Genomic DNA, 25025 nt, shown 5'->3' with positions numbered 1-25025 from the left:
CGTTCAGCTGCCCGACTCGGACCGGCCGGTCGGATAGAGTTCCGGCCTCACTCCGGCGACGGCCCGATCACGTTTCGATGTGATCGCCGTCACCATTGCCGAGCTCGGCCAGTACCGCCTCCAACAGGCGCGACGCACCCGCCTTGTCCAGCGGATTATTGCCGTTTCCGCACTTCGGGGACTGTACGCAGGACGGACAGCCGACCGCGCACGCACAGGATTCGATGGCCGCGCGGGTGGCCGTGAGCCAGTGCCGCAGCCTTGCGAACCCGCGTTCGGCGAACCCGGCCCCGCCGGGATGCCCGTCGTAGACGAAGACGGTGGGTAGGCCGGTATCCGGATGCTCGGCCGTCGACACGCCGCCGATATCCCAGCGATCGCAGGTCGCGACCAGCGGCAGCAGGCCGATGGCCGCGTGCTCGGCGGCATGCAGCGCCCCGGCCGCCTGCCGCGCGTCGATTCCCGCGCGCGCCAACAACTCCGGTGTGACGGTGTAGAGCACGGCCCGGGTCGGCAGCGTCTGCTCCGGCATGTCGAGGGGCACCATATCGAGCACCTCACCGCTGGGCAGCCGCCGCAGATACCCCACCACCTGCCGGGTGACCAGCACATTCGCCAATGCCGTTGTGACCGCGCCGTGTTCGCGCTCGGCCGTGGTCGCCTCGATCTCGATGGCGGTCAGCGTCCGCGCGGTGGTCGTCCAGCCCGGGGTTTCGGCGTGCACCAGCGCCACGCCCTCGTCCAGGTCCAGCTCGTCGACCACGTAACTCTCACCCTGATGCAGGTGCACGGCGCCCGGATACAGGGTGGCCGGGGCGCGCCCGGCATCGGTGGTGCCCAGCAGGCGCCCGGTCTCGACATCCACGACCGCGATGGCGCTGCCGATACCGCCGCGCACGTCCACCGCATCGTGCGAATGGGCGTCCGCGGTGACGAACCAGCGCGCCGAACCATCGCGCGCCGCACCCGCCCGCCGCCGGATCAAACCCTGCCGGGCCAGGTCGGAAAGCAGTTCCCAGGCCCGGAATTCGAGCACTTCGGCATCGGTGAGCGGCTGTTCCATGGCCGCGCACAACAGGTGCGGGCCGAGCACGTACGGATTGTGCGGATCGGTGATGGTGGCTTCCACCGGCCGCCCGAGCAGTGCCTGCGGGTGATGCACCAGGTAGGTGTCCAGCGGATCGTCGCGGGCGATGAGCAGCACCAGCGACCCCTGGGTGCGCCGTCCGGCCCGCCCGGCCTGCTGCCAGAACGAGGCCACCGTGCCCGGATAACCCACCACCACAACCGCATCCAGCCCGGCGATGTCCACGCCCAGCTCGAGCGCGTTGGTGGTGGCCGCACCCAGCAGAGACCCCTCCGACAGCGCGTTTTCCAGGGCCCGCCGATCCTCGGCGAGATATCCGGCCCGGTACGCCGCCACCCGCTCGGGCAGCGTCGCGTCGAGATCGGCCAGCAGGCGCCGGGTGTCCATGGCAATGAGTTCGGCACCGCGCCGGGAGCGCACGAAGGTGAGCGTGCGCGCCCCCCCCGCCACCAGTTCGGCCATGACCTGCGCGGCCTCCGCTCCGGCCGTACGGCGCAGTGGCGCACCGTTTTCCCCGGTCAGGCCCGCCCCGATGAGCGGCGGCTCCCACAGCGCCACCGTCCGCGACCCCTGCGGCGACCCGTCCTCGGTGACCGCGGCACACGGCGCGCCGATGAGCCGGGCGGCGGTGTCAGCGGGTTCCGCGGTGGTCGCCGAACACAGCACGAAAACCGGATCCGCCCCGTACTGCGCGGCGATTCGCCGTAGCCGACGCAGGACCAGCGCCACATGCGATCCGCAAACCCCACGGTAGGTATGGCATTCATCGACCACGACGTATTTCAATTGCCGCAGCAGTCGTCCCCACCGTTCGTGGCCGCGCAACATACCCAGATGCAGCATGTCCGGATTGGTGAAAACCCAGCGCGCATTCGACCGCACCCATTGCCGGATCTCGGCGGGCGTATCCCCGTCGTACGGGGCCGGATGAATGCTGCGCAGCGCATCCGCCCCGGTCAGCTCGGTTGCCACGCGCAATTGATCGGCCCCGAGCGCCTTGGTCGGTGACAGATACAGCGCGGTGGCGCGCGGATCCGCTTGCAGCGCAGTGAGTACGGGCAGCTGATAGGCCAGCGACTTCCCGGAGGCGGTGCCGGTCGACACCACCACGTGCGCTCCGGAAAAGGCCAGGTCGGCGGCCCGGCTCTGATGAATCCAGGGCGCCTCCACGCCCGTGGCACGCACCGCAGCTATCACCTCGGGGGATATCCATTCGGGCCATTTCGTGACCTGAGCAGCACGTGACGGTAGCTCCGTGACATGGGTGAGGCGGGGGTCACCGGCATCGCACCCGGTTAGGACACGATTCAGCAACGATCTACCGTAGGAGTGGTGGCTTTCCGCGCCCGCGCGGCTCATGGAGTCGGCTGCTTTCATCGGTGCGGCGACGCGACACGCGCCGGGGGTGCGAAACGTGTGTATGTCCGGTCCTCTACCTGCCATTTCACTACAGAGTAGCGGCCTGGCTCACACCCGGTTTGCCAGATGCTCGCTCTGTTATCTGGAAGCAAACCAACTTCAAGTACGGATTTGGGCATTATGACCCTCACCTGCGCATTCGCAAGATCAACTTTTTTGCAAATTGTGGGTAACTCAGCTGTTGAATTGCGCGAAGACATGGTTCACTGGTTCCTGGTCGCAAGCTTCTGTGTTCGAGGGAACGGATCCAAAGTCCAAACCATCAGCAGGATCGATGTTGCGAACGGTGTACTAGAGGCTTTCCTGCAGGGGGAACAGAGTACAGCGCTCGGAACGGACCCGGCGGACGAACCTACTTGTCCGCCGTTCCGGTATGGAAAGAGAAGGAACAGAATGGCACAGGGAACTGTGAAGTGGTTCAACGCGGAGAAGGGGTTCGGCTTCATCGCGCCCGAGGACGGCTCCGCTGACGTCTTCGTCCACTACTCCGAGATCCAGGGGACGGGCTTCCGCACCCTCGAGGAGAACCAGAAGGTCGAGTTCGAGGTCGGCCAGGGCACCAAGGGCCCGCAGGCCACCGGTGTTCGCGCGCTCAGCTGAGCGGGCCTACCCACAGGGTTCCGTCCCCCATCGCCTCCGGCGGTGGGGGACGACCCATATCTGGACCCATTACACTCGATCACGACCCGGGGCCATATCGTCGCTGCAACACGAGTGCAGCCAATACAGACGGTATAAATGTTCCTGGCAGCGATATCTAGTCGCAGCCGCTTGCCCCAGCCGCGTATCGCGCGCACACCAGCGCCGCGCGGATCGACAGGAAAGGTGTGTTCGCCGGTGGCAACACGAGACCGCGGTGCATCGACCGGGCCTGCCCAGGGCCGCTCCCTGCGTCGTCTCGTCATCGTCGAGTCGCCGACCAAGGCCAAGAAAATCGCCCCCTACCTGGGGCGCGGTTATGTCGTCGAGGCCTCTGTCGGGCATATCCGGGACCTGCCGCGCGGCGCGGCGGATGTACCGGCCAAATACAAGGGACAGCAGTGGGCGCGGCTCGGCGTCGATGTCGACAATGACTTCGAGGCCATCTACGTCGTCAGCCCGGATAAGAAGGCCAAGGTCAGCGAGCTGAAGAGCCTGCTGGCCGATGCCGACGAGCTCTATCTCGCCACCGACCCCGACCGCGAGGGCGAGGCCATCGCGTGGCATCTGCTGGAAACGCTGAAGCCGAAGGTGTCGGTCCGGCGCATGGTGTTCCACGAGATCACCGAATCGGCCATTCGGGCCGCGGCCGCCGACACGCGCGAACTGGACAAGGATCTGGTCGACGCGCAGGAGACGCGCCGCATTCTGGACCGGCTCTACGGCTACGAAGTGTCGCCGGTGCTGTGGAAGAAGGTCATGCCGCGCTTGTCGGCGGGCCGGGTGCAGTCGGTGGCGACGCGCGTCATCGTGCAGCGCGAGCGGGAGCGCATGGCGTTCCGGTCCGCGGAGTACTGGGATATCGCGGCCAAGCTGGACGCCGGTGATCAGGGCGAGGGGAATCCGCGGGTCTTCGGCGCGCGGCTGGTGTCCGTCGACGGGTCGCGGGTGGCGCAGGGACGGGATTTCGGCTCCGATGGGCAGTTGAAGACCTCGGGTGTGACGGTGCTGGACGGCGGGTATGCCCGGCGACTGGCGGAATCGCTGCACGGGGTGGATCTGTCGGTCACCTCGGTGGAGTCCAAGCCGTATACGCGGAAACCGTATGCGCCGTTCATGACCTCGACCCTGCAGCAGGAGGCCGCGCGGAAACTGCGGTTCACCTCCGAGCGGACCATGCGGGTGGCGCAGCGGCTGTACGAAAACGGCTACATCACCTATATGCGTACCGACTCGACCACATTGTCGGACTCGGCCATCGCGGCGGCGCGGTCGCAGGCGACGCAGCTCTACGGTGCGGAGTACGTGAGCCCGACGCCGCGGCAGTACACCCGCAAGGTCAAGAATGCGCAGGAGGCGCACGAGGCCATTCGTCCCGCCGGTGACACCTTCGTCACGCCGGGGCAGCTGCATTCGCGGGTCGACAATGACGAATTCCGTTTGTACGAGCTGATCTGGCAGCGCACGGTGGCCTCGCAGATGGCCGATGCGCGCGGCACCACCATGACGGTGCGGATCACCGGTGTGGCGAATACCGGTGAGGAGTGCGTGTTCTCGGCCTCGGGCCGGACCATTACCTTCGCGGGCTTCCTCAAGGCCTATGTCGAGAGTGTCGACGAGGAGGCGGGCGGCCAGTCCGACGATGCCGAATCGAGGCTGCCCGCGCTGTCGGAGGGGCAGGGCGTCACCGCGGTCGAGCTGCTGCCGGATGGGCACACCACCAATCCGCCCGCGCGCTTCACCGAAGCCTCGCTGATCAAGACGCTGGAAGAGCTCGGCATCGGGCGTCCGTCCACCTACTCCTCGATCATCAAGACGATTCTGGATCGCGGATACGTGTACAAGCGCGGTAGCGCGCTGGTGCCGTCCTGGGTGGCGTTCGCGGTGGTCGGGCTGCTGGAGGCGCACTTCGGGCGGCTGGTGGACTTCGATTTCACCGCTGCCATGGAAGACGATCTGGACGCCATTGCCGGTGGGCGCGAGCAGCGCGGAAACTGGTTGTCCTCCTTCTATTTCGGCGGCGATCACGGGGCCGAGGGTTCGGTCGCGCGGTCGGGCGGCCTGAAAAAGATGGTGGGCGAACGGCTCGGCGGTATCGATGCGCGAGAAGTCAACTCCATCAAGCTCTTCAGCGACGACGAGGGTCGCGATGTGGTGGTGCGGGTCGGCAAGTTCGGGCCGTATCTGGAGCGCATGGTCGTCAATCCCGATGACCCGGACGGGGATCCGATCTCGCAGCGCGCCAATCTGCCCGATGATCTGCCGCCGGACGAGCTGACCCCGGAGGTCGCGGAGAAGCTGTTCGCGACGCCGCAGGAGGGTCGCTCGCTGGGTGTGGATCCGGAGAGCGGCAATGAGATCGTGGCCAAGGAAGGGCGTTTCGGTCCGTACGTGACCGAGGTGCTGCCCGCGCCGCCCGAGGAGGAGACGGCCAAGAAGGGCGCCAAGAAGGCGTATGCGCCCAAGCCGCGCACCGGATCGCTGTTCAAATCCATGAGCCTGGACAGCATTACGCTCGAGGATGCGCTGAAGCTGCTGTCGTTGCCGCGTGTGGTGGGTATGGATCCGGAGTCCAATGCCGAGATCACCGCGCAGAACGGCCGGTACGGGCCGTATCTGAAGAAGGGCACCGATTCGCGGTCGCTGACGAGTGAGGATCAGATCTTCACCGTCACGCTGGAGGAGGCGCTCAAGATCTACGCCGAGCCCAAGCGGCGCGGCGGGCAGGCGGCCAGTGCGCCGCCGCTGCGCGAACTGGGCGTGGACCCGGTGTCGGAGAAGCCGATGGTGATCAAGGACGGCCGCTTCGGGCCGTATGTCACCGATGGTGAGACCAATGCCAGCCTCCGCAAGGGCGATGAGGTGGAGTCCATTACCGATGAGCGCGCCTCGGAGCTGCTGGCGGATCGGCGGGCGCGCGGGCCGGTGAAGAAGGCGGCCAAGAAGACCGCGGCGAAGAAGGCCCCGGCGAAGAAGACCGCCGCCAAGAAGGCTGCGGCCAAGACCGCCACCAAGGTGGTCAAGAAGGCGGCGGCCAAGAAAGCGGCGGCGAAGACGGCCGACGGTGTCACCACCAAGAAGGCCGCGGCCAAGAAGGCGGCCGCCTCGCAGTCCTGATCGGAGACCCCCGCCGCGGCGGGGGTTTTCGCATTACACGGGCGGTTTCTGTCGGTGCCCTGCCGTAGCCTGGTGCCTGTAAAACGCACCAGCGGAAGGACATTCGATGGCCGTCGCCCAGGATCGTCAGGACCTGATCGCCATACTCGCCGAGCAGCGTGACATCTTCAGGATCACGCTGCGCGGGCTCGACGACGCCGATGCGCGGCAGCGCACCACGGTCAGTGAACTGACGCTCGGCGGGCTGCTGTACCACCTCGTCTCGACCGAACGGCATTGGACGACCGTCGTCACCGAACGGGACGAGAAGGCGGAATTCGATCTGTCGGAGATGGATTCGCAGTATCGGATGGGGCCGGACGAGACCCTCGAGGGCCTGCTGGCCGAGTGGGATGCGGTGAGCGAGCAGACGGCGACGCTCATTCGTGAGCTGGACAGCCTGGACGCGTCCATTCCGATTCCGACCGCACCGTGGCAGCCGGAGCTGACCTGGCAGACGGCGCGGCACATCATCCTGCACATTCTGCGGGAGATCTCGCACCACTCCGGGCACGCCGACATCATTCGCGAAGCCCTGGACGGCGCGAACACCACCTATCAGCGCGCCTGAGCTGTTGCATTCGCTGTCGGCGCCTGCCGCTAGGGTGTACGACGTGGCGGGTGTCTTCGATCGGCTGGTCGGCCAGGATGCGGTCGAGTCCGAACTGACCGCTGCCGCGGTGGCCGCGCGCGGCGGCGCCGGGGCGGCGTCTTCGGCCATGACTCATTCCTGGCTCTTCACCGGACCGCCCGGATCGGGGCGTTCGGTCGCTGCGCTGTGTTTCGCGGCGGCGCTGCAGTGCACCGATCCGGAGCGACCGGGCTGCGGGCATTGTCATGCCTGCACCACCACCATGGCCGGTACCCACGGCGATGTGCGCCGCGTGGTGCCGGAGGGCCTGAGCATCGGCACCAAGGAGATGCGCGAGATCGTCCAGGTCGCCTCGCGCCGCCCGAGCACCGGTCGCTGGCAGGTCGTGGTGGTCGAGGATGCCGATCGCCTCACCGAGGCCGCGGGCAATGTTCTGCTCAAGGTGGTCGAGGAACCGCCCGCCCGCACCGTCTTCCTGCTCTGCGCGCCGTCGGTCGATCCGGAGGACATCTCGATCACCCTGCGATCCCGTTGCCGCCATGTGCATTTGGCGACCCCGTCGGTCGATTCCATTGCCCGCGTGCTGCGCGAACGCGATCGCCTGGACGCCGACACCGCCGCCTGGGCCGCTTCCGTCAGTGGCGGTCATGTCGGCCGCGCCCGGCGACTGGCCACCGATGATTCCGCCCGCGCCCGCCGCAAGCGGGCCTTGGCCCTGGTTGCCGCCACCGCCCGCCCCGCCGCGGCCTACGCCGCCGCCGACGAACTGGTGAAGTCCGCCGACGACGAGGCCAAGCAGGTCAGCGCCGAACGCGACGAGAAGGAACGCGACGAACTCGCGACCGCCCTGGGCGCGGGCGGCACTGGCAAGGGCGCCGCCTCCGCGACCCGCGGCTCCGCGGGCGCGCTGAAGGAATTGGAAAAGCGCCAGAAATCCCGCGCCACCCGCACCGGCCGAGATGCCTTGGACCGAGCCCTCATCGACGTGGCGGGCCTCTACCGCGACGCCTTGGCCGCCCGCTTCGGCGCCGCCACCCCCGATTCCCGCTCCGGCGTCACCCTCACCCACCCCGATATGTCCGACCAGATCCGCGAACTCGCCACCGACCTCCGCCCCGAGGGCCTCCTCCGTTCCATCCAAGCCGTCCTGGACTGCCGCGAAGCCCTCGAAACCAACGTAAAACCCCGCTTCGCCGTAGCCGCCATGGTCGCCACCCTCATGTCCGCCCGCTCCGCCTGACCCACCCCCTCGTGACCCCGACCACGCGTTTTCGCGATCCGGGCAGCAAGACGATAGACTGCGACCGCCGAAAGGCACGCCGCCTTAGCTCAGTCGGTAGAGTTCTTCACTCGTAATGAAAAGGTCGGGGGTTCGATTCCCCCAGGCGGCTCCAACAGCAGCAGGTGGAGAGCGATTTCGCTCTCCACCTGCTGTTTTTTGTGGGGTGAATCCGGTTGTGGGTCAACGGGATCGGGTGGTTGTCAGGCGGAGTAGAGGGCTCCAGTGATCTTGCTGGTCATGGCGACTAGGGCGGGGCCGGGGCCGTTCTTGACGGTGCGGGTGGCGGCTTCGACGGCTACCAGGACGGTGGTGCGGAAGTTTTCGGCCTCGTCGGGGTTTTGGGCCTGGAGGAGGGTCATGGCGGCGGTGAGGGCGGGGAAGACCTGGTCGGCGAGGTCGGCCACGGTCTTGCCTTTCAGGGTGATTTCGCGGGCCTTCGCGGTGGCGAGGATGTGGCCGGTGAGGCCGGTGGCGGTGGTGAGGGCGATGCTGCCTTCGGAGGAGGCCTTGTGGGGGGCGCCGGTGGCGGAGATGAGGGCGATGGCGCCGTAGGCGGCGGTGCGGAGGGTGGACTTGTCCTGGTCGGTGAGGGTGATGGTGGCGTTCATGGGGGGCTCCTTCGAAGTTGGTTTCCGGTTGGCGTTCTCGCCGGTCGGGGACTTGATGACGTAACTTTCGCCCGGCGTCCTGACAGCGGGCTGCCACGGTGCTGACACGGCCGCTGACAGCGGGGGCGGTCGCTTCGGAGGGGTGCAAAGAAGTCTTTGCATAGGTTGCTTTGCAAAGGGTAGTTTGGATGTATGGCTGATGAGGTTCCGGCGCCCAGGGAGATCACGGATCCGGCTGCGTTGCGGGCGTTGGCGCATCCGTTGCGGCAGCGGATTCTGCGGACGTTGGCGGAGCGAGGGCCCGCTACGGCTACGGGGTTGGGGGCGGTGTTGGGGGAGAACAGTGGGGCTACGAGTTATCACCTGCGGCAGTTGGCGGAGTTCGGGTTCATCGAGGAGGCGACCGAGCTGGCCAAGGGGAAGGAGCGGAGGTGGCGGTCGCGGCCGCAGGATCTGCGGTTTCGGATGGATCGGAATCCATCGCCGGAGTTGCGGGAGGTGATGGAGGGGCTGTTCGCGATGCACATCGCGGACGATGTCGATAGTTTTCAGCGGTTTCAGGCCGAACGGCCCGAGTTGGGGGAGTGGGCCGATATGTTGCCGTTTTCGCGGGGGGCGATATATGCGACGCGGGAGGAGCTGGAGGGGTTCTTCGAGGACTATCTCGCGCTGCTCAAGCGGTTTCAGGCCACGCACGCCGAGGGGCGGCCGGGGGCGCGCCGGGTGCTGACACGGTTCGTCGCGTTTCCGGCGCCCGGAATGAATTACAGCGAGTAAGGATCCGCCATGTTGCCGATCGCGCAACGAATCATCCTGTTGGTCACCATGATTGCCGCCGCCGTACTGGGCGCCCCGGTGGCGCGGGCGAACGAGATCGTCGCCAGCGACATCACCTTCACCCGGTTGGATGGGACGACGACCGCCGGGACCGTGCACGCGCCCGCGGGGGCCACGGGGCTGCCGGGAGTGGTGCTCGTGCACGGATCGGGTGATGGGCGCGGTCGGCAGTACGCCGATGTGGCCGATGCGCTCGCCCGGTCCGGCATCGTGGCGCTGCGGTACGACAAGCGCACCGAGGATTACACGCCCGCGCATCGGGACTACCCACTGCTCGCCGATGATGCGCTGGCGGGGCTCGCGGCGCTGCGGAATCGGCCGGAGGTCGATCCGGCGCGGGTCGGCGTGTGGGGGTTGTCGGAGGGCGGATGGGTTGCCCCGCTGGAGGTTTCGCGTTCCAGTGACGCTGCGTTCCTCATTACCATCGGCGCCAACTCGCTGGCACCGGCCACGCAACAGAACTGGGCGAACGAGACCCGGCTCGCGGCGGGCGGAGTGCACGGGTCGATGGTCGATGCGCTGGCGCGCAATGCGATCCGGCAATTGGTCGGAGCGGGGCAGTTCGCGCAGGCGGAGTACGACGCGGTGCCGGTGCTGGAGCGGATTCCGCAGCCGGTGCTGGCCATCTGGGGTGAACTGGATCGGCTCACCCCGCCGGGGGACAGTCTGCGGGGCTTCCAGGCGGCGTTCGATCGGGTGGGTAAGACGAACTACACGCTGCGCACCTTGCCGAATGCCCAGCACGGCGGGTTCGCCACAACGGATGGATTCGACAAGCTTCCGGAGTTCGCTCCCGGATACATCCAGGTCATGGCCGATTGGGTGAAAGGGCTCCCGGGCTCTGCCGCTCGGCAGGCGGATCAACCTGCCGCACAAGGGCATTCGGCTGAGCCATTGACGCCGCTGGCCTGGTGGGAGTCCACCGCCGTACAACTGGTCCTGCTGGGCGGCATCGTATTCGCCTTCGGCGGTTACGCGCTGACCGGTCTGATCCGCTCCTGGCGGTTGCCGAAGGCCCGTCCCGGGCGAATTCTGGTGGCCGCGGCCTCGATCGCCACCATCGGAGTGATCGTCCAACTGAGCTTCTTGATGCTGTCGCGCACGACCTCGTTCGGCCCGTTGATCTTCGGCCGCACCCTGCCGTGGCTGGCCTTGCAGCTGATCGCGGTGGGCGCGGTGGTCGCCCTCGGTGTCGTTCTCGTGCGTGGGCGGGACGCGCTGTCCGGTGCGAGCGCGGGCGCTCGCACCAGATGGACGCTCCTGGTCTGCGGCGGAACGGCTTTCACCCTCTGGGCGCTCTACTGGGGTCTACTGCTGCCCTGAGGCGACGGCATCGGCGAGCACCGGGTAGTCGGTGTAGCCGGTGGCATCGCCGCCGTAGAAGTAGGCGTCGCGGAACGGGTTGATCGGCGCCTCCCGCCGCAGGCGTTCGACCAGATCCGGATTGGCCAGGAACGGGCGGCCCAGGGAGATGAGGTCGGCGCCCGCCGCGAGCAGCCGTTCGGCCTGCTGCCGACCCCCGTCGGCGGGCAGCGGCTCACCCCAGCCCAGGTAGGGATAGGCGATGAGGGCGCCGCGCCAGTTCCGCCGAATATCCTGGAAGACCGGCGAATCCGGATCGGCGAACACCACGTGCAGGTAGGCCAGTCCCTTGCCGTCCAGGGCGTCGATCAGCGCGGGGTAGAGCTCGGCGGTATCGCTCTCGGCAATGGCATTGGCCGTGACGCCGGGGGCGATGCGCACGCCGACGCGCTCGGGACCGATGGCGGCGGCGACGGCCTCGACCACCTCGACGGTGAACCGGATCCGATTGCGAATCGAGCCCCCGTAGGAGTCGGTGCGCCGATTGGTGTTGTCGGACAGGAACTGGTGCAGCAGGAAGCCATTGGCGCTGTGCACCTCCACCCCGTCGAACCCGGCGGCGACGGCATTGCGGGCCGCGGCGGCAAAATCGGCGATGGTGGCGTGGATATCGTCGAGGGTCATTTCCAGCGGGACCGGAGCGGGCCGGGATCCGGCGGCGGTGTGGATGGTGTCGGGCAGCGGGATCGGCGAGGGCGCGATGGGGGTCAGCCCGGTGTTGTCCGGATGCCCGATGCGCCCGCCGTGCTGGATTTGCAGGAACATCCGCCCGCCCTCGGCGTGCACGGCATCGGTGACCCGCCGCCAGCCCGCGATATGGGCATTGGTGTGAATGGCCCGAATCCCGGCGAAGGTCTTACCGACCAGGTTCGGGGTGGCGGCCTCGGCGACGATGAGCCCGGCCCCCGCGCGCTGTGCGTAGTAGGCGGCCATGAGCTCGGTCGGGGTGCCGTCGGCGGCGGCGCGATTGCGGGACATGGGCGCCATGACCAGACGGTTCGGCAGGTCGAGGGCGCCGAGGGCGGTGGTGTCGAAGAGGCTGGTGCGCACTGCGGTGTTCGTCATGCGGGTACGGTAAAATCTGACATTGATGTGAGAATCAAGCCCAGAGACGAAAGGCCAGGTGGCGTATGCGAATCGGGGAGCTGGCGGCGCGCACCGGAGTCAGCGAACGGTCGCTGCGCTACTACGAGGAGCAGGGGCTGCTGGTGTCCACCCGCACCTCCGGCGGTCATCGCGACTATCCGGAGCTGGCGGTGGATCGGGTCATCCACATTCAGGAGCTGTATGCGGCGGGCCTGCCCAGCAAGAAGATCGCGCAGATCCTGCCGTGCATGCGCGATGCCGACGGCCGCGCCAATGAATTCGCCACGCCGGAACTGGTCGGCGAGCTGAAGGGCGAACGGGAGCGCATCGATCGCAAGATCCGCGATCTGCTGCGCTCCCGCGATGTGCTCGACGATGTGATCGGCCGCGCCGCCGTCTAGGGCGCGACCAGCCCGCGGCCGGTGGTGAGCGGGAGATCGGTCGCGGTGAGCAGACCGGGCCGCGCCTGGACCACCGCGGGAACGGCGCTCACCAGGCGGGCGACGGTACCGACCACCCCGGCTTCGGCGTGGTCGCCGTCGCTGTAGAGCTGCAGATCGAGCCGATAATCCGGCTCGCCCTTGATTTCCACACGGTAGCAACCCTTTCCGGCCGGTTGCGGCCAGTCCGGAGCCAGCTCGGGGTGCAGGCGCGTGACATGTTCCAGGGTCAGCACATCGCGGCCGTTGCGCAGGCCGTGAATCTGGAACCGCAGTGCGGCCGCGGTGCCGGGCGCAATGGTGTGCGCGCCGACACGCAGTTCCTCGGTCGCCGGAAGCCGTTCGAAATACTGTGTGACGGAATCGAGTTCGACATCGAGGGCGGCGGCGAGCTGGCGGATCACACTGCCCCAGGCGAGGGTGAGGACGCCGGGTTGCAGCAGTAGCGGCAGCTCGTCGTCCAGCGTGCGGCCGAAGCCCATGATGTCGAACAGCACCTTGGGATTGTCGTAGGTGGAGTAGTCCATGATCTCCGAGCAGACGATGGCGTCGATGCGTTCGGAACCGCTGGACAGCAGCAGCGGCAGCCAGTCGTTGGCCCAGCCGGGATCGATCCCGTTGACCCACAGCGACACTCCGCCCTCGGTGGCGGCGTCGACGATCGGGCTGATGGCCTCGTCGGGCAGTGTGCCGTAGGGGAATTGCAGGAAGACGGGACTGCTGGACACCACATTCATGCCCGCCCGCAGGAAGGATTTCAGGTCCTCCACCGATTCCTGCAGGCGATCATCGGCCATGGCGGTGTGGACTATGCAGTCCGGCTTCAGATCGATCAGGGCCTGGGCGTCCGTGGTGGCGAGGACTCCCGTTTCGCGGTCGAGACCGGCCAGTTCCCCGGCGTCCTTCCCGGCTTTGGCCTCGCTGGAGACCCAGACGCCGACCAGTTCGAGTTCGGGGCGGGCGAGGATGGAACGCAGGGTGCGGCGGCCGACATTGCCGGTGCTCCACTGGACTACGCGGTATTTCATGGCAGAACTCCTGGCGGGCAAGGGATCACAGATCGGGAATCGGCAGGTCCAGGTTGGGGCTGATGAGTCCGCCGTCCACTTCGAGGACCTTGCCGGTGAGATAGCCCCCGGCGGGGGAGCAGAGGTAGACGATGGCGGCGGCGATCTCCCACGGCTCGCCCAATCGCCGCAGGGGCGTCGCATCCTCCATCTGCTTCTTCAATTCCGGTTGCTGGGCAACGACATCCAGCGCCGAGGTGAGGGTCGAGCCGACGGCGATGGCATTGACCCGGATGCGCGGGGACAGATCGGTGGCGGCCATGCGGGTCCAGTGCGCCAGCGCCGCCTTGGCCGTGCCGTAGGCGAGGTAGCCGCGTCCGGGCACCCGGCCGAGGGTCGAGGTGATGTTGACGACCGCACCGCCGCCCTGGGCCAGCAGGTGCGGGGTGGCCGCGCGGGTCAGGGCGTGCGCGGTGGTGACATTGAAGTGGAAGGCCTGGTCGAGTTCTTCGCTCGTGGTGGTCAGGAAGGTATTGGGCATGGTGCCGCCCACATTGTTGACGACGATATCGATGCGGCCCAGATCCGCTGCCGCGGTGGCGGCGAAGGCCTCGAGGGTCTCGGTGTGCGCGAGATTGCCGGGAAAGGTGAAGGCGCGGCGGCCCAGTGCGCGAACCTTACCGGCCACCTCGTCGAGTTCGGATCCGGTGCGGGCGGCGATGGCGATATCGGCGCCCGCCTCGGCGAGGGCCAGTGCGGTGGCCGCGCCGATGCCGCGGCCACCGCCGGTGATGACGGCCACGCGGCCGTCCAGGCGGAATTTGTCCAGGATCATCGTGCGGTCCTTCCGGTATGGCGGGGGTCACACGTAGCTTTAAGAATTAGTTCTTAACTGTCAAGAAGGAGTTCTTTATCGGCCGTCGAGCAGGTTAGTCTGCACGCATGGCAGTCACCGAAGCGCGCGAGCGGATCATCGAAGCCGCCGAACGGCTGATCGCCGAACGGGGGCAGGCCGTACCCCTGCGGGATATCGCGGCGGCGGCCGGGCAGCGGAACAATTCGGCGATCCAATACCACTTCGGTTCGCGGGATGGATTGATCGAAGCCGTGGTGGCGCACCGGCTGGCCACCCTGGAGGTGCGGCGGCTGGAATTGCTTGCGGAACAGACGGGTTCGGCGGCCACGGTGCACGGGCTGCTGGAGGCTCTGGTGCTGCCGATGTTCGAGCTGCACGAGCGATACGGCATCAATCACTACGCGCGATTCCTGGAGCAGATCCACACCCATCCCGCGGTGACGGACGCGGCCAATCTGGCCAGCGCGGCGCGCACCTCGGTCCGGGTCATCATGCAGCGGCTCGGGGACGAGCTCACCGAACTGCGGCCGGGCCTGCGGGTCCGGCGGTTGCGCACGCTGCCCACAGTGCTTTTCGCCCTGCTCGCCGATCATGAACGCGCGGTGGAGGACGGCCGGGTCGAGGCGTCGGATATGCGAGCGCGCATGGAGATCATCGATATGCTCGCGGGCGTACTGCTGGCGCCGGTCGGTGACCTGGCAGCGCGCCGCGCGCCCGGCTACCGTTGATGCTCGTGGACACCACGTCAGCGCCCGTGAACGAAACCCCCGCCCGGTCCCGCTGGGTCGGCCTGGGTATGCCGTTGCTCGCGGGCGGCGCGGTGGCCGGTGGATTGGCGCTGCTGCATTTCCGGGACCCGCATTCGGAAGGGTCCTACGGGTTCTGCCCGTTCTACGAGCTGACCGGATTCTGGTGCCCGGGCTGCGGTGGCCTGCGCGGGCTGCACAATCTCACCGACGGACGGATTCTGGATGCCGTCCACAGCAATATCCTGATCGTGCCGCTGATTCTGGGATTCGCCGTGTGGTGGGGCGCGTGGCTGGTGCGCGGCTGGCGCGGGGAGACGATTCCGCGACTACCTCGGGTGCTGCCGAGAAAGGCCCTGTGGATCACACTGGCGTTTCTCCTTATATATACGGTCGTCCGAAACACGCCGTGGGGAAGCTGGCTCGCACCCGTGTAGTGGCATGCTCGGGTCATGGGTGACACTTTGAAAGAGCGAGTGCGCGCGAAGTTGATCCGGCAGCTGGAAGAGGACGGGCCGACCGATCCCGAACAGGATGATCCGCGCCAGATTTCGGTGCGCGACGATCTGGACATTCTGAATGCGGTAGCGGACGACGATCCCTTCGTCGAGGAACTCGCCGCCCGCTATCTGGTGCCGTAACTCAGAACCCGCAGGGCGCCGCGCCCGAATCGGTATCGGCGAAAGGGCGGGTTTCCGGAACCGGGTTCCAATGGCCCTCGGTATTGGCGTAATCCCAGTTGGGGCCGTGCTCCACCAGGGTGGCGACGGCATCGACAAGGCGGTCCACATCGGCGGCGGTGGTGCCCAGGCCGATGCTGGCGCGCAAGGCCGCGTCCACGCCGAGGCGGGACAGCAGCGGGTGGGCGCAGAAGCGGCCGTCGCGCACGCCGATGCCGTGCTCGGCCGAGAGGTAGGCGGCGACCCGGCCGGGTTCGAAACCGTCGATGGTGAAGGCGACAATGCCGACGGCGTCGGTGCTGTCCCGGAAGATGCGCAGGAAGTTCACGCCCGGAACGGTTTTCAGGCCGTAGCGCAGGCGGTGGGTGAGGTACTGCTCGTGCTCGAGCACGGTGGCCTCGTCCAGTTCAGCGAGGACGTCGCAGGCCTTGGCCAGGGCGGCCACGCCCAGCACATTGGGGGATCCGGCCTCGTGGCGCTGCGGGGCGAGGGCCCAGTCCGCGCCGTCGGCAGTCACCGAGCGCACCGCGCCGCCGCCCGCCAGGTACGGCTCGGCGGCATCGAGCCAGTCGCGGCGGCCGACCAGCACGCCCGCGCCGAAGGGGGCGTAGGCCTTGTGGCCGGAGAAGGCCAGGTAGTCGATGCCGGTGGTGCGCAGATCGATGCGGCGGTGCGGGGCCAGCTGGGCGGCGTCGACCAGGATGCGGGTGCCGCACTGGTGCGCGATCCAGGCCAGGCGCTCCAGCGGGAGCAGTTCGCCGGTGACGTTCGAGGCGCCCGTAATCGCCAGCAGCGCGGCCGGTTTGGTGCACAGCTCGGCGACGATGCGCTGGATGGTCTCCTCGATGGTGTCGGCGATGGGCACCACGCGGCGGCCGTGGCGGGTCCACGGCAGGAAGTTGGCGTGGTGCTCCACATCCAGGACCACGGTGTCGCCGGGCACGCAGGCGGCGAGCAGATTCAGCGAATCGGTGGTGTTGCGGGTGAAGACCACGACCTGATCGTCGGCGGCATTGAGGAAGCGGGCGACCGAACCGCGCGCGGCCTCGTAGCAGTCGGTGGAGATGTGCGAGGCGTAGCCCGCGCCGCGGTGCACGCTGGCGTAGGTCGGCAGCAGATCGGCGATTCGCTCGGTGACCTGCTGCAATGCGGGAGCGCTCGCGGCGTAGTCGAAGTTGGCGTAGCGGACGGTGCCGCCCTGGACCAGGGGCACCTGGAGGTCACAGCCGGAGACGGTGGCGAGAGCGGCACAGGTCTGGTCGGCGAAAGCAGTCATCACGAAATCCCATCGGGCCAGGGACACGCGATCGAAAAATGATCGAGAGTCCGCGCTTGCCGCGCCCGGATTTGGGCTGCGGCCTGGTCGTCACCCGGAGCACCCCACCGCGGAGGAGGGTTGCCGACCAGCTAGCCGGGGCTTTGCGCTGGTACTCATGACCTGGTTTGAGAGGTTGGCAGATGCCGCCGAGCCTTGTCAACCCCGGCCGGAAAATCATCCGAAAGTTGGATGGCCGGGACCGCAAAGTTCGAATCGCGAGATCGTTGCTGACGCGTACAGTCGTAGGAGAAGTTAGGGTAGCCATACTTCGGCGCTCCGGAGTTGATCCACGAGAGGTTGTCAGTCCATGTCTGCGCAGGCCAACACCACCGACACCACCGACACCGGCACGCCGTTCTCGACCCTCATCCGCACCGCCACCGAACGGCAGCACGAAGAGGCCGAACACTCTACCTTCATGCGCGACATGCTCGGCGGCGCACTGGGAGTCGAGGCCTTCTACCGCTACACCGCGCAGCTGTGGTTCGTCTACGCCGCGCTGGAGAAGCATTCCGCCGAGCTCGCCGACAATCCCGTCGCGGGCCCCTTCATCCGGCCCGAGCTGGCCCGATTGCAGTCCCTGGAAGCCGATCTGGCCCACCTGGGCGGGGCGAACTGGCGCGACGAACTGACCGCGCTGCCGTCCACCGCCGCCTATGCCGCCCGCATCGAGGAGTGCGCGCGCAGCTTCCCGGCCGGATACGTGGCCCACCACTACACCCGCTACCTGGGCGATCTCTCCGGCGGCCAGGTCATTCGCGGCACCGCCGAGAAGTTGTGGGATCTGCCGAAGAAGGGCGACGGCGTGCGGTTCTACGTCTTCGACGGCATCTCGAATCCCGCTGCGTTCAAACGCGAATACCGCGAGCAGCTCGATCAGCTGCCGGTCGGCGGTCCGGAGGTCGAGCAGGTGCTCGACGAGGTGCGGCTGGCGTTCACGCTGAACACCGAGCTGTTCCGCGAACTGGGTGCGGAGTTCGCCGCGTAATTCCCTTGCCTTCGCCGTGGCGGTGCGCTGCCATGGAGTGGTGAGCCTTCCGCTGCTGCTGAGCTTTATCGGGCTGTGCCTGGTGCTGTCGCTGACGCCCGGGCCGGATTCATTTCTGGTGCTGCGGTTTTCGATCATCGGGCGACGACCGGCGGTGGCGGCGGCCCTCGGCTTGGCGCTGGGCGGGATCGTCTGGGCGGTGGTGGTGGCCGCCGGGGTGGCGGCGCTGCTCGAGCAGTCGGCCACGGCCTACCGGGTATTGAAGGTGGTCGGCGGAATCTACCTCATCTACTTGGGGATTCGCGCCTTCGTGGAGTACCGCCGGAATCGGGCCGCCCGGGCGGCGGAGCTCGAGGTCGACGCTCCGCGGGCCGATGTCACCGTTCGCTCGGCATTCGCTGCGGGATTGCTGTCCTGCATTTTCAACCCGAAGGTTGGCTTGTTCTACCTCGCGGTGCTGCCGCAGTTCCTGGCCGAGGTGACCTTCGCGAACACGCTCGCGCTCGGGGCCATCGAATCCGCCATCGCGGCGGCCGAAATGGTGCTGCTGGCCATGGCGGCCTCGCGGGCGGTGACGCTGCTGCGCAGTGCGCGGGTGCGGGATCGGCTCGAACAGCTCAGTGCCGGAATCCTGGCGGCGCTGGGTATCGGGACCGCGTCCTCGGCGGCGTGAGTCAGTCGGAGATCTCGGTGCGGTGGTAGGCGCCGTTGTAGTACACCAGCGGTCCGGCCGAGGGCGCGTCCTCGGTGTTGTCGTGGACGCGGGTGACCAGACCGACCACCAGGGTGTGGTCACCGATGGGAATGAGCCGATGGACCGTGGCGCGGACCCAGATCGGGGTGCCGTGCAGGACCGGTTCGCCGGTCTCCAGGGTGGTCCACAGCGACCGGTCGCTGAACCGCTCCTCGGCCGCCCGGCTGAACCGCTGGGCCAGATGCTGTTGATGCTCGCCCAGGAAGTGCACGACCAGTGATTCGGCGGCCAGCATGGCGTCGATGCTGGACGAGGTCTCGGCGATATTGAACGAGATGAACGGCGGTTCCGCCGAGAGCGAGGCGAACGAGGTGGCGGTGAAGCCGACCGGTCCGTCCGCGGAGTTCAGCGTGACAATGGTGACTCCGGCCGGATAGTGCCGCATGGCGGCCCGATACTGCTGCGCGGTGATACCGCTCAGATCGTCGGGCACCTGTAGCTCGGCCCCTGGCGTAGGAGAATCGCTCACGCTTCGAACCTACGTGTCCGGATGCCCGGTTTATTCCCCGCTGTGCGAAATTGCTCAGTCCATATCGATGGCCAGGCCCGCCGTAATGCGGACCAACTCCCCGAAAGTGGTGCGGAAGAGCGTGTTCGGATGTCCGCCCGCCGCCCACAATTCGGTGTGCCGGGAGAGTGCGGTGTCGATATAGGTGGGCAGGTTGACCGGATGCCCGACCGGGGCGACGCCGCCGATGGGCTGGCCGGTCAGCTCCCGGACCATGGCGGCGCTGGCGCGGGTGAGCTTGCCTTCGAGGCGCTGCCCGGTGCGCTCCAGGTGCACCTGGTGCTCCCCGGAGACGAGCAGCAGCACCGGATCGTCGTCGAGCAGGAAGACGAGGGATTTGGTGATCGCGCCGACGGACACGTTCAACGCCTGGGCAGCGTCGGCCGCGGTGTGGGTGGGTTGCGCTGGGTGATGATCACCCCGTGATGACCGCGCGCGATGAGCGTGTCCGAAACCTTGGCGGCGACGGGTGGCAGAGACCTGCGCATGGCACCAGGGTAGAGCGATTGCGGTGGATGTGCGGGGTATCAGTATTCGGGATAGCCCTCCTCCGGGCCGAGCATGCTCGCGAGGCGCGCGCGGGTAATGCGTTTCAGCTCGGCGACCGTGTGCTCCGAAATGATCTCGCGCGCACAGGAATCGAAGGCGCGATCCAGATCGGTGGCGGAGAGGGCGTCCAGTTCGGCGGCCGCGGCGGTCTGGAGTGCGGCGTAGCCGGGGTAGGGGCGGCCGTCGGCGACCTTCGCCGCCCAGGTGACGCTGCAGCAGCATTCGTAGAGCGCGTGGATGGCGCGCCGGCGGGGCAGGGAATTGAAGCGGTCGAGGCCGATTCCGTGATGCATCAACATCGGGACCTCCACACGGGGGAGTGCACTATGCGGACGGTTCTCATGGTGCGTCCGCGCGGTAGCCGGAAACCAGTGCGGCACACCTTATTTAGCACAGGATTTACACCGCCCGCCCGGACCGCCCGCACCCCCGATACGCTGGACCGATGACCGAATGGAAGGCTTTCGAGGTCGAAAGCAAGGACCACATCGCGCAGGTGACGCTGACCGGTCCCGGCAAAGGCAATGCCATGGGCCCGGACTTCTGGCGTGAGCTGCCGCTCATCTTCCGTGCGCTCGACGCCGATCCGGAGGTCCGGGCCATCGTGCTCACCGGCGCGGGCAAGCATTTCTCCTACGGCCTGGACCTGCCCGCCATGAGCCCCATGTTCGGGCCGCTGCTGGGCGGGCCCGCGCTCGCCGGGCCGCGCACCGACTTCCTGCGGCACGTGCGGGAGATGCAGGACTCGGTCACCGCCGTGGCGGACTGCCGCAAACCGGTGATCGCGGCCGTCTCCGGCTGGTGCATCGGCGGCGGGCTGGATCTCATTGCCGCCGCCGATATCCGGTTGGCCAGTGCCGACGCCCGGTTCAGCCTGCGCGAGGCGAAGGTCGCCATTGTCGCGGATATCGGTTCGCTGCACCGGTTGCCGGGGATTATCGGTGAGGGTCATCTGCGCGAGCTCGCCTACACCGGCAAGGACATCGACGCGGCGCGCGCGGAGAAGATCGGGTTGATCAACGACGTGTACGCCGATCAGGAGGCGGTGCTGGACGCGGCGCACGCGCTGGCCCGCGAGATCGCCGAGAACCCGCCGCTGGTGGTGCAGGGCATCAAGGACGTGCTGGATCAGCCCAAGGCGGGCAAGGTCGCCGACGGGCTGCGGTACGTCTCGGCCTGGAATGCGGCGTTCCTGCCCTCGGAGGACATCACCGAGGCCATCCAGGCGGTGTTCGAGAAGCGCAAGCCCGACTTCAAGGGGAAATAGCAACTCTCGTGGCTCTCAGGGGCTTCGCCCCTGAAACCCCCGGGGCGTAAAAGGTCACGCATCTCCGACCCCCGGCCTATCGTGAGGCTGGGGTAGGAGGTGCGGCCATGGCTACATCCGAAACACGTGAGTCCGCTTCGGGCGAGGGCGGTTTCACGCATCAGCAGATTCTGGTGATCCTGAGCGGGCTGCTGCTCGGGATCCTGCTCGCGGCACTGGATCAGACCATCGTGTCGACGGCCATTCGCACCATTGCCGATGATCTCGACGGCTATGCGCTGCAGGCGTGGGCCACGACCGCGTACCTGATCACGGCGACGCTGGCCACGCCGCTGTACGGGAAGCTCTCGGATATGTACGGGCGCAAGCCCTTCTATCTGGCGGCCATCTCGATATTCCTGGCCGGATCGCTGCTGTGCACCTTCGCGCAGTCCATGTACGAGTTGGCGGCATTCCGCGCGGTGCAGGGGATGGGCGCGGGCGGGCTGATGTCCCTGGCGCTCACGATTATCGGGGATATCGTCAGCCCGCGGGAACGAGCGCGCTATCAAGCCTATTTCCTCGCCGTATTCGGAACCTCCAGCGTGGTCGGGCCGGTGCTGGGCGGTTTGTTCGCGGGACAGCAGAGCATTCTCGGCATTGCCGGATGGCGATGGGTATTCCTGGTCAATGTGCCGATCGGGTTGTTCACGCTGGTGGTGGTGACCCGGGTGCTGCGGCTGCCGCCGCGGGAGAAATCGCGCGATCGGGTGGACTACTGGGGTGCGCTGGTGCTGATCACCGTGCTCACGCCGCTGCTCATCGTGGCCGAGCAGGGCCGCGAATGGGGCTGGGGCAGTGCGAGATCGGTCGCGTGCTTCGTCATCGGCGCGGTCGGGCTGATCGGGTTCGTCGCGGTGGAGAAGGCGCTCGGCGATGCCGCGCTCATTCCCCTGCGCATCTTCGGGAACCGCACCTTCGCCCTGGGCGTGGTCATTTCGTTCGTGGTGGGCGCGGGCATGTTCGGCGGAATTCTCTTGCTGCCGCAGTACTTGCAGGTGGTGCGGGGTTCCAGTCCCATGCTGGGCGGATTGCAGATGATCCCCATGGTGCTCGGCATCATGATCGGCTCGGTGTTCTCGGGCCAATTGATTTCGCGCACCGGGCATTACCGGATTTTCACCGTACTGGGCGCGGCCCTGGTGACGCTGGGGCTGTTCCTGCTGCACTATCTGCGGTTCGATACCGAATACTGGATCGTGGCGCTGTTCATGGCGTGCGTCGGATTCGGGCTGGGCAATCTCATGCAGCCGCTCATCTTGGCGTTGCAGAATGCCCTGCCGCCCAAGGACATGGGGGTTTCCACGGCCGCCGCGACCTTCTTCCGGGAGATCGGCGGGACGCTGGGGGCGGCGGTGTTCCTGTCCATCCTGTTCGCGCGGCTGGTGCCCGATATCCGGGCGGAACTGGCCGCGGCGGGGCGGGAGGCCGCCGGGGTCGAGCGGGTGCTCAGCGACAGTTCGGTTGTGCAACAACTCGATCCGGAGCTGGCGCGACCGTTCCAGGTGGGGTTCGCGGAATCGCTGTCCACGGTGTTCCTGACGACGTCGGGGGTCACCCTGATCGCATTGGTGCTGGTGCTGTTCTGGCGGGAAGTGCCGCTGCGCACCACCGCCGGAATAACCGACGCCGAATGAAAAGCGGGGCGCGGTAATCCGCCGCCCCGCTTCACTCACGGCCGGAAAATCAGTGGCCGCCCTGCTCCTTCAGCCGGGCGTAGGCCTCGGTGACCAGGCTCTCGGCCTTCTCGCGGCCCTCCCAGCCCTCGACCTTGACCCACTTGCCGGGCTCCAGATCCTTGTACCGCTCGAAGAAGTGCGCGATCTCCTTGCGCTGGAACTCCGGGATGTCCTCGACGTCCTGGATGTGATCCCAGCGCTTGTCCTTGTTGGGCACGGCGACGAGCTTCTCGTCGGTGCCGGCCTCATCGCTCATGATGAGCACGCCGACCGGACGGGCCTCGACCAGCACACCCGGGAACACGGGCTCGGGCAGCAGCACCATGCAGTCCAGCGGATCGCCGTCGCCGCCCAGGGTGTTCTCGATGTAGCCGTAGTCGGCCGGGTACATCATCGGCGTGTACAGGTAGCGGTCCAGCCGCACGCGCCCGGTCTCGTGATCTACCTCGTACTTGTTGCGCTGACCCCGGGGGATCTCGATGGTGACGTCGAACTCCACGTCATCTCCTTCTTCGGTGGGCGGTATGGCTGCCGACTCGCCAGCTCGTTCGGGGGAACGACTGCGCAACGAGGATAGTGTGGTCGGGGGTCGTGTGGGTGCGGCAGGGACTTCTCAGGGCAAGACCGGACCACGGGTATCAGGGAGTAGCGGCAGGTGGCAGGTCGGAACAAACAGAACATCGGTGGGTTGGAGGCCAAGCGCCGTCGCAGGACGTGGATCGTGGTGTCATCGGCGCTGGTCGTGGTGTTGGTGGCGGCCGCGGCCGTGGTGCTGACGGTGAAACCGTGGACGGAGGAATTCCGGCACGGGGGCTTGACCATTGCCGCCCCGCCCTCGCCGGTGAAGGTATTGCCGCAGGTCGCGCCCGCGCCGACGAACGGCCCGGCGCCCACCGCGGCGGGTCTGACCGCGGCGCTCGCGGCGGTGGTCGCGAATCCGGATCTGGGCGTGTTCGCCGCGCAGGTGTCCGATGCCGATACCGGTGCGGTGCTGTGGGGTCACGACGCGGACAAGGCCATGATCCCGGCCTCGACCGCCAAGATCCTCACCACCGCCGCCGCGCTGCTGGCGCTGCCCGGCGATCACCGGGTGACCACCGAGGTGGTGACCGGGGCCGCGCCCAACGAGCTCGTGCTGGTCGGCGGCGGCGATCCCACGCTGACCGCGCAGCCCGACGGCAAGGGCTATTACCCGGACGGGCCGAAGCTGTCGGATCTGGTGGCGCAGATCAAGGCGTCGGGGCGCAGTGCGGACACCATCGTGGTGGACGTCTCCGCCTACACCGGGCCGACCATGGCGCAGGGCTGGCTGACCGAGGACATCGCCGGGGGCTCCATCGCGCCCATCGAACCGGTCATGATCGACGGCGGCCGGTTGGATCCGCTGGTGGAGTACTCGCCGCGCACCCCGACCCCCGCCCTGGACGCCGGTAAGGCGCTGGCCGTCGCCCTGGGACTGGATCCGAACCGGGTGCGGATGGGCAATGCCCCCGCCGGGGCCACTCGGGTCGCGTCGGTGCAATCCGCGCCCTTGCGAGACCGGTTGCGGGACATGATGGTCCACTCCGACGATGTGCTGGCCGAGACCATCGGCCGGGAGATCGCCGCCGCCGCGGGCGCCGAGCAGTCCTTCGCCGGGACGGTCACCGGCATGACCACGACCTTGCAGGCGGCCGGGTTCGATCTGACCGGAACGACCCTGCACGACGCGGGCGGGCTCTCCGTGGATGACAAGATCACGCCCGCGCTGCTGGACCGGGTCGTCACCGTCGCCGCGCTGCCGACCTCGCCCTTCAATCAGAGCGACCCGACCGGAAACGGGGCCGGGAACGCCGCACCCGCGCCGCTGGCGGCATTGCTCGACTATCTGCCGGTCGCCGGGGCCACCGGCTCACTGTCGGATCGCTACACCGTGCGCGATCGCGCCGCCGCGGGCTGGGTACGCGCCAAGACCGGAACTCTGGACGTGGCAAGCTCGTTGGTGGGGTATGTGCTGGATCGCGATGGGCGCGTACTCACTTTCGCGTTGATGTCGAACGAACGCCTGCCCGGCCTGAGCCGCCCGGCCTTGGACGCCATCGCCGCCACACTGCGCAATTGCGCATGCTCCTGACGGGTGGATGACT

General features: G+C 67.6%; 24 protein-coding genes, 1 tRNA gene, 1 pseudogene and 1 riboswitch. Of the genes and pseudogenes, 16 read left to right on the top strand and 10 right to left on the bottom strand.

Features of this window, described 5'->3' with window-relative positions:
* Positions 1-67 precede the first annotated feature (67 nt).
* Complete coding sequence (locus NC4_RS02100) at positions 68-2446, bottom strand: DEAD/DEAH box helicase (protein ID WP_067531563.1); 2379 nt, start codon at positions 2444-2446, stop codon at positions 68-70.
* Between the two features lie 453 nt (positions 2447-2899).
* Here NC4_RS02100 and NC4_RS02095 point away from each other — a divergent pair, with 453 nt between their 5' ends.
* From NC4_RS02095 to NC4_RS02075, 5 genes are all read left to right on the top strand, one after another.
* Positions 2900-3106, top strand: a complete 207-nt coding sequence (locus NC4_RS02095; RefSeq protein ID WP_019044597.1) for a cold-shock protein — start codon at positions 2900-2902, stop codon at positions 3104-3106.
* Positions 3107-3343: 237 nt separating this feature from the next.
* Positions 3344-6262: a type I DNA topoisomerase gene (gene topA, locus NC4_RS02090; protein WP_067531561.1), complete on the top strand. Its 2919-nt coding sequence runs from the start codon at positions 3344-3346 to the stop codon at positions 6260-6262.
* Between the two features lie 106 nt (positions 6263-6368).
* The gene (locus tag NC4_RS02085; protein ID WP_067531558.1) at positions 6369-6872 is read left to right on the top strand and encodes a DinB family protein; all 504 of its coding nucleotides are present in this window, start codon (positions 6369-6371) and stop codon (positions 6870-6872) included.
* Positions 6873-6915: 43 nt separating this feature from the next.
* Positions 6916-8133, top strand: a complete 1218-nt coding sequence (locus tag NC4_RS02080) for a DNA polymerase III subunit delta' (protein WP_067531718.1) — start codon at positions 6916-6918, stop codon at positions 8131-8133.
* Between the two features lie 78 nt (positions 8134-8211).
* Positions 8212-8287, top strand: a tRNA-Thr gene (locus NC4_RS02075).
* Between the two features lie 88 nt (positions 8288-8375).
* Here NC4_RS02075 and NC4_RS02070 read toward each other — a convergent pair.
* Positions 8376-8783 carry a hypothetical protein gene (locus NC4_RS02070; protein ID WP_067531556.1) on the bottom strand — a complete coding sequence of 136 codons (408 nt, stop codon included), beginning with the start codon at positions 8781-8783 and terminating at the stop codon, positions 8376-8378.
* A gap of 192 nt (positions 8784-8975) precedes the next feature.
* Here NC4_RS02070 and NC4_RS02065 point away from each other — a divergent pair, with 192 nt between their 5' ends.
* A complete protein-coding gene (locus tag NC4_RS02065; RefSeq protein WP_067531554.1) occupies positions 8976-9560 on the top strand; it encodes a winged helix-turn-helix domain-containing protein in 585 nt (194 codons plus the stop codon).
* A 9-nt stretch (positions 9561-9569) separates the two neighbouring features.
* Positions 9570-10943, top strand: coding sequence for an alpha/beta hydrolase family protein (locus NC4_RS02060; RefSeq protein WP_218020883.1), 1374 nt, complete (start codon positions 9570-9572; stop codon positions 10941-10943).
* Here the strand turns inward: NC4_RS02060 and NC4_RS02055 are convergent.
* The gene (locus NC4_RS02055; RefSeq protein ID WP_067531552.1) at positions 10929-12047 is read right to left on the bottom strand and encodes an alkene reductase; all 1119 of its coding nucleotides are present in this window, start codon (positions 12045-12047) and stop codon (positions 10929-10931) included. The genes NC4_RS02060 and NC4_RS02055 overlap by 15 nt on opposite strands.
* 65 nt (positions 12048-12112) lie before the next feature.
* On the opposite strand from NC4_RS02055, the gene NC4_RS02050 reads away from it, so the two are divergent.
* The gene (locus tag NC4_RS02050; RefSeq protein WP_067531550.1) at positions 12113-12469 is read left to right on the top strand and encodes a MerR family transcriptional regulator; all 357 of its coding nucleotides are present in this window, start codon (positions 12113-12115) and stop codon (positions 12467-12469) included.
* Here NC4_RS02050 and NC4_RS02045 read toward each other — a convergent pair.
* Both NC4_RS02045 and NC4_RS02040 read right to left on the bottom strand, forming a co-directional pair.
* Positions 12466-13536, bottom strand: a complete 1071-nt coding sequence (locus NC4_RS02045) for an NAD(P)H-dependent amine dehydrogenase family protein (protein ID WP_067531548.1) — start codon at positions 13534-13536, stop codon at positions 12466-12468. The genes NC4_RS02050 and NC4_RS02045 overlap by 4 nt on opposite strands.
* 25 nt (positions 13537-13561) lie before the next feature.
* Positions 13562-14350, bottom strand: coding sequence for an SDR family oxidoreductase (locus NC4_RS02040; protein ID WP_067531546.1), 789 nt, complete (start codon positions 14348-14350; stop codon positions 13562-13564).
* A gap of 107 nt (positions 14351-14457) precedes the next feature.
* Here NC4_RS02040 and NC4_RS02035 point away from each other — a divergent pair, with 107 nt between their 5' ends.
* The 3 genes from NC4_RS02035 to NC4_RS02025 are packed head-to-tail and all read left to right on the top strand — an operon-like array spanning position 14458 to position 15758.
* Positions 14458-15099 (top strand): TetR/AcrR family transcriptional regulator, encoded by a 642-nt coding sequence (locus NC4_RS02035; RefSeq protein WP_067531544.1) that lies wholly within the window; start codon positions 14458-14460, stop codon positions 15097-15099.
* Between the two features lie 5 nt (positions 15100-15104).
* Entirely contained in the window at positions 15105-15554 is a 450-nt protein-coding gene (locus NC4_RS02030) for a DUF2752 domain-containing protein (RefSeq protein WP_067531714.1), read from the top strand.
* A 15-nt stretch (positions 15555-15569) separates the two neighbouring features.
* A complete protein-coding gene (locus NC4_RS02025) occupies positions 15570-15758 on the top strand; it encodes a hypothetical protein (RefSeq protein ID WP_067531542.1) in 189 nt (62 codons plus the stop codon).
* Position 15759: 1 nt separating this feature from the next.
* On the opposite strand, the gene NC4_RS02020 is transcribed toward NC4_RS02025, so the two are convergent.
* Entirely contained in the window at positions 15760-17073 is a 1314-nt protein-coding gene (locus NC4_RS02020; protein ID WP_067531712.1) for an aminotransferase class V-fold PLP-dependent enzyme, read from the bottom strand.
* A 47-nt stretch (positions 17074-17120) separates the two neighbouring features.
* Positions 17121-17236, bottom strand: a riboswitch (SAM riboswitch).
* Positions 17237-17422: 186 nt separating this feature from the next.
* On the opposite strand from NC4_RS02020, the gene NC4_RS02015 reads away from it, so the two are divergent.
* Positions 17423-18103: a biliverdin-producing heme oxygenase gene (locus NC4_RS02015; RefSeq protein ID WP_067531540.1), complete on the top strand. Its 681-nt coding sequence runs from the start codon at positions 17423-17425 to the stop codon at positions 18101-18103.
* A 40-nt stretch (positions 18104-18143) separates the two neighbouring features.
* Positions 18144-18776 carry a LysE family translocator gene (locus NC4_RS02010; RefSeq protein WP_067531710.1) on the top strand — a complete coding sequence of 211 codons (633 nt, stop codon included), beginning with the start codon at positions 18144-18146 and terminating at the stop codon, positions 18774-18776.
* Position 18777: 1 nt separating this feature from the next.
* On the opposite strand, the gene NC4_RS02005 is transcribed toward NC4_RS02010, so the two are convergent.
* The 3 genes and pseudogenes from NC4_RS02005 to NC4_RS01995 all read right to left on the bottom strand — a co-directional run bounded on the left by NC4_RS02005 (position 18778) and on the right by NC4_RS01995 (position 20213).
* The gene (locus tag NC4_RS02005) at positions 18778-19242 is read right to left on the bottom strand and encodes a flavin reductase family protein (protein ID WP_084528364.1); all 465 of its coding nucleotides are present in this window, start codon (positions 19240-19242) and stop codon (positions 18778-18780) included.
* A gap of 138 nt (positions 19243-19380) precedes the next feature.
* Positions 19381-19853: pseudogene (locus tag NC4_RS02000) on the bottom strand (YbaK/EbsC family protein).
* A 39-nt stretch (positions 19854-19892) separates the two neighbouring features.
* Positions 19893-20213, bottom strand: coding sequence for a 2-oxo-4-hydroxy-4-carboxy-5-ureidoimidazoline decarboxylase (locus tag NC4_RS01995; protein WP_067531708.1), 321 nt, complete (start codon positions 20211-20213; stop codon positions 19893-19895).
* A 146-nt stretch (positions 20214-20359) separates the two neighbouring features.
* Here NC4_RS01995 and NC4_RS01990 point away from each other — a divergent pair, with 146 nt between their 5' ends.
* Positions 20360-21181 (top strand): crotonase/enoyl-CoA hydratase family protein, encoded by an 822-nt coding sequence (locus NC4_RS01990; RefSeq protein ID WP_067531536.1) that lies wholly within the window; start codon positions 20360-20362, stop codon positions 21179-21181.
* 107 nt (positions 21182-21288) lie between these two features.
* The gene (locus NC4_RS01985; RefSeq protein WP_067531534.1) at positions 21289-22857 is read left to right on the top strand and encodes an MDR family MFS transporter; all 1569 of its coding nucleotides are present in this window, start codon (positions 21289-21291) and stop codon (positions 22855-22857) included.
* 49 nt (positions 22858-22906) lie between these two features.
* Here NC4_RS01985 and ppa read toward each other — a convergent pair whose 3' ends face one another.
* A complete protein-coding gene (gene ppa / locus NC4_RS01980) occupies positions 22907-23398 on the bottom strand; it encodes an inorganic diphosphatase (protein WP_067531532.1) in 492 nt (163 codons plus the stop codon).
* Positions 23399-23554: 156 nt separating this feature from the next.
* On the opposite strand from ppa, the gene dacB reads away from it, so the two are divergent.
* Positions 23555-25012: a D-alanyl-D-alanine carboxypeptidase/D-alanyl-D-alanine endopeptidase gene (gene dacB / locus NC4_RS01975; RefSeq protein ID WP_067531530.1), complete on the top strand. Its 1458-nt coding sequence runs from the start codon at positions 23555-23557 to the stop codon at positions 25010-25012.
* The last annotated feature ends 13 nt before the right edge of the window (positions 25013-25025 follow it).

It is taken from the genome of Nocardia crassostreae (assembly GCF_001613405.1).
Lineage (GTDB): Bacteria > Actinomycetota > Actinomycetes > Mycobacteriales > Mycobacteriaceae > Nocardia > Nocardia crassostreae.
This window is presented reverse-complemented; position numbering and strand designations above follow the sequence as displayed.

What these genes read in the sequence shown, in the direction of transcription:
- NC4_RS02100 (WP_067531563.1), bottom strand. Translation starts at nt 2,446, where the DNA reads ATGAGCCGCGCGGGCGCGGAAAGCCACCACTCCTACGGTAGATCGTTG.
- NC4_RS02015 (WP_067531540.1), top strand. Translation starts at nt 17,423, where the DNA reads ATGTCTGCGCAGGCCAACACCACCGACACCACCGACACCGGCACGCCG.
- NC4_RS02040 (WP_067531546.1), bottom strand. Translation starts at nt 14,350, where the DNA reads ATGATCCTGGACAAATTCCGCCTGGACGGCCGCGTGGCCGTCATCACC.
- NC4_RS02020 (WP_067531712.1), bottom strand. Translation starts at nt 17,073, where the DNA reads ATGACTGCTTTCGCCGACCAGACCTGTGCCGCTCTCGCCACCGTCTCC.
- NC4_RS02060 (WP_218020883.1), top strand. Translation starts at nt 9,570, where the DNA reads ATGTTGCCGATCGCGCAACGAATCATCCTGTTGGTCACCATGATTGCC.
- NC4_RS01985 (WP_067531534.1), top strand. Translation starts at nt 21,289, where the DNA reads ATGGCTACATCCGAAACACGTGAGTCCGCTTCGGGCGAGGGCGGTTTC.
- NC4_RS02045 (WP_067531548.1), bottom strand. Translation starts at nt 13,536, where the DNA reads ATGAAATACCGCGTAGTCCAGTGGAGCACCGGCAATGTCGGCCGCCGC.
- NC4_RS01990 (WP_067531536.1), top strand. Translation starts at nt 20,360, where the DNA reads ATGACCGAATGGAAGGCTTTCGAGGTCGAAAGCAAGGACCACATCGCG.
- NC4_RS02025 (WP_067531542.1), top strand. Translation starts at nt 15,570, where the DNA reads ATGGGTGACACTTTGAAAGAGCGAGTGCGCGCGAAGTTGATCCGGCAG.
- NC4_RS02050 (WP_067531550.1), top strand. Translation starts at nt 12,113, where the DNA reads ATGCGAATCGGGGAGCTGGCGGCGCGCACCGGAGTCAGCGAACGGTCG.
- NC4_RS02095 (WP_019044597.1), top strand. Translation starts at nt 2,900, where the DNA reads ATGGCACAGGGAACTGTGAAGTGGTTCAACGCGGAGAAGGGGTTCGGC.
- NC4_RS02070 (WP_067531556.1), bottom strand. Translation starts at nt 8,783, where the DNA reads ATGAACGCCACCATCACCCTCACCGACCAGGACAAGTCCACCCTCCGC.
- NC4_RS02005 (WP_084528364.1), bottom strand. Translation starts at nt 19,242, where the DNA reads ATGCGGCACTATCCGGCCGGAGTCACCATTGTCACGCTGAACTCCGCG.
- NC4_RS02085 (WP_067531558.1), top strand. Translation starts at nt 6,369, where the DNA reads ATGGCCGTCGCCCAGGATCGTCAGGACCTGATCGCCATACTCGCCGAG.
- NC4_RS02035 (WP_067531544.1), top strand. Translation starts at nt 14,458, where the DNA reads ATGGCAGTCACCGAAGCGCGCGAGCGGATCATCGAAGCCGCCGAACGG.
- NC4_RS02055 (WP_067531552.1), bottom strand. Translation starts at nt 12,047, where the DNA reads ATGACGAACACCGCAGTGCGCACCAGCCTCTTCGACACCACCGCCCTC.
- NC4_RS02065 (WP_067531554.1), top strand. Translation starts at nt 8,976, where the DNA reads ATGGCTGATGAGGTTCCGGCGCCCAGGGAGATCACGGATCCGGCTGCG.
- NC4_RS01995 (WP_067531708.1), bottom strand. Translation starts at nt 20,213, where the DNA reads ATGTTGATGCATCACGGAATCGGCCTCGACCGCTTCAATTCCCTGCCC.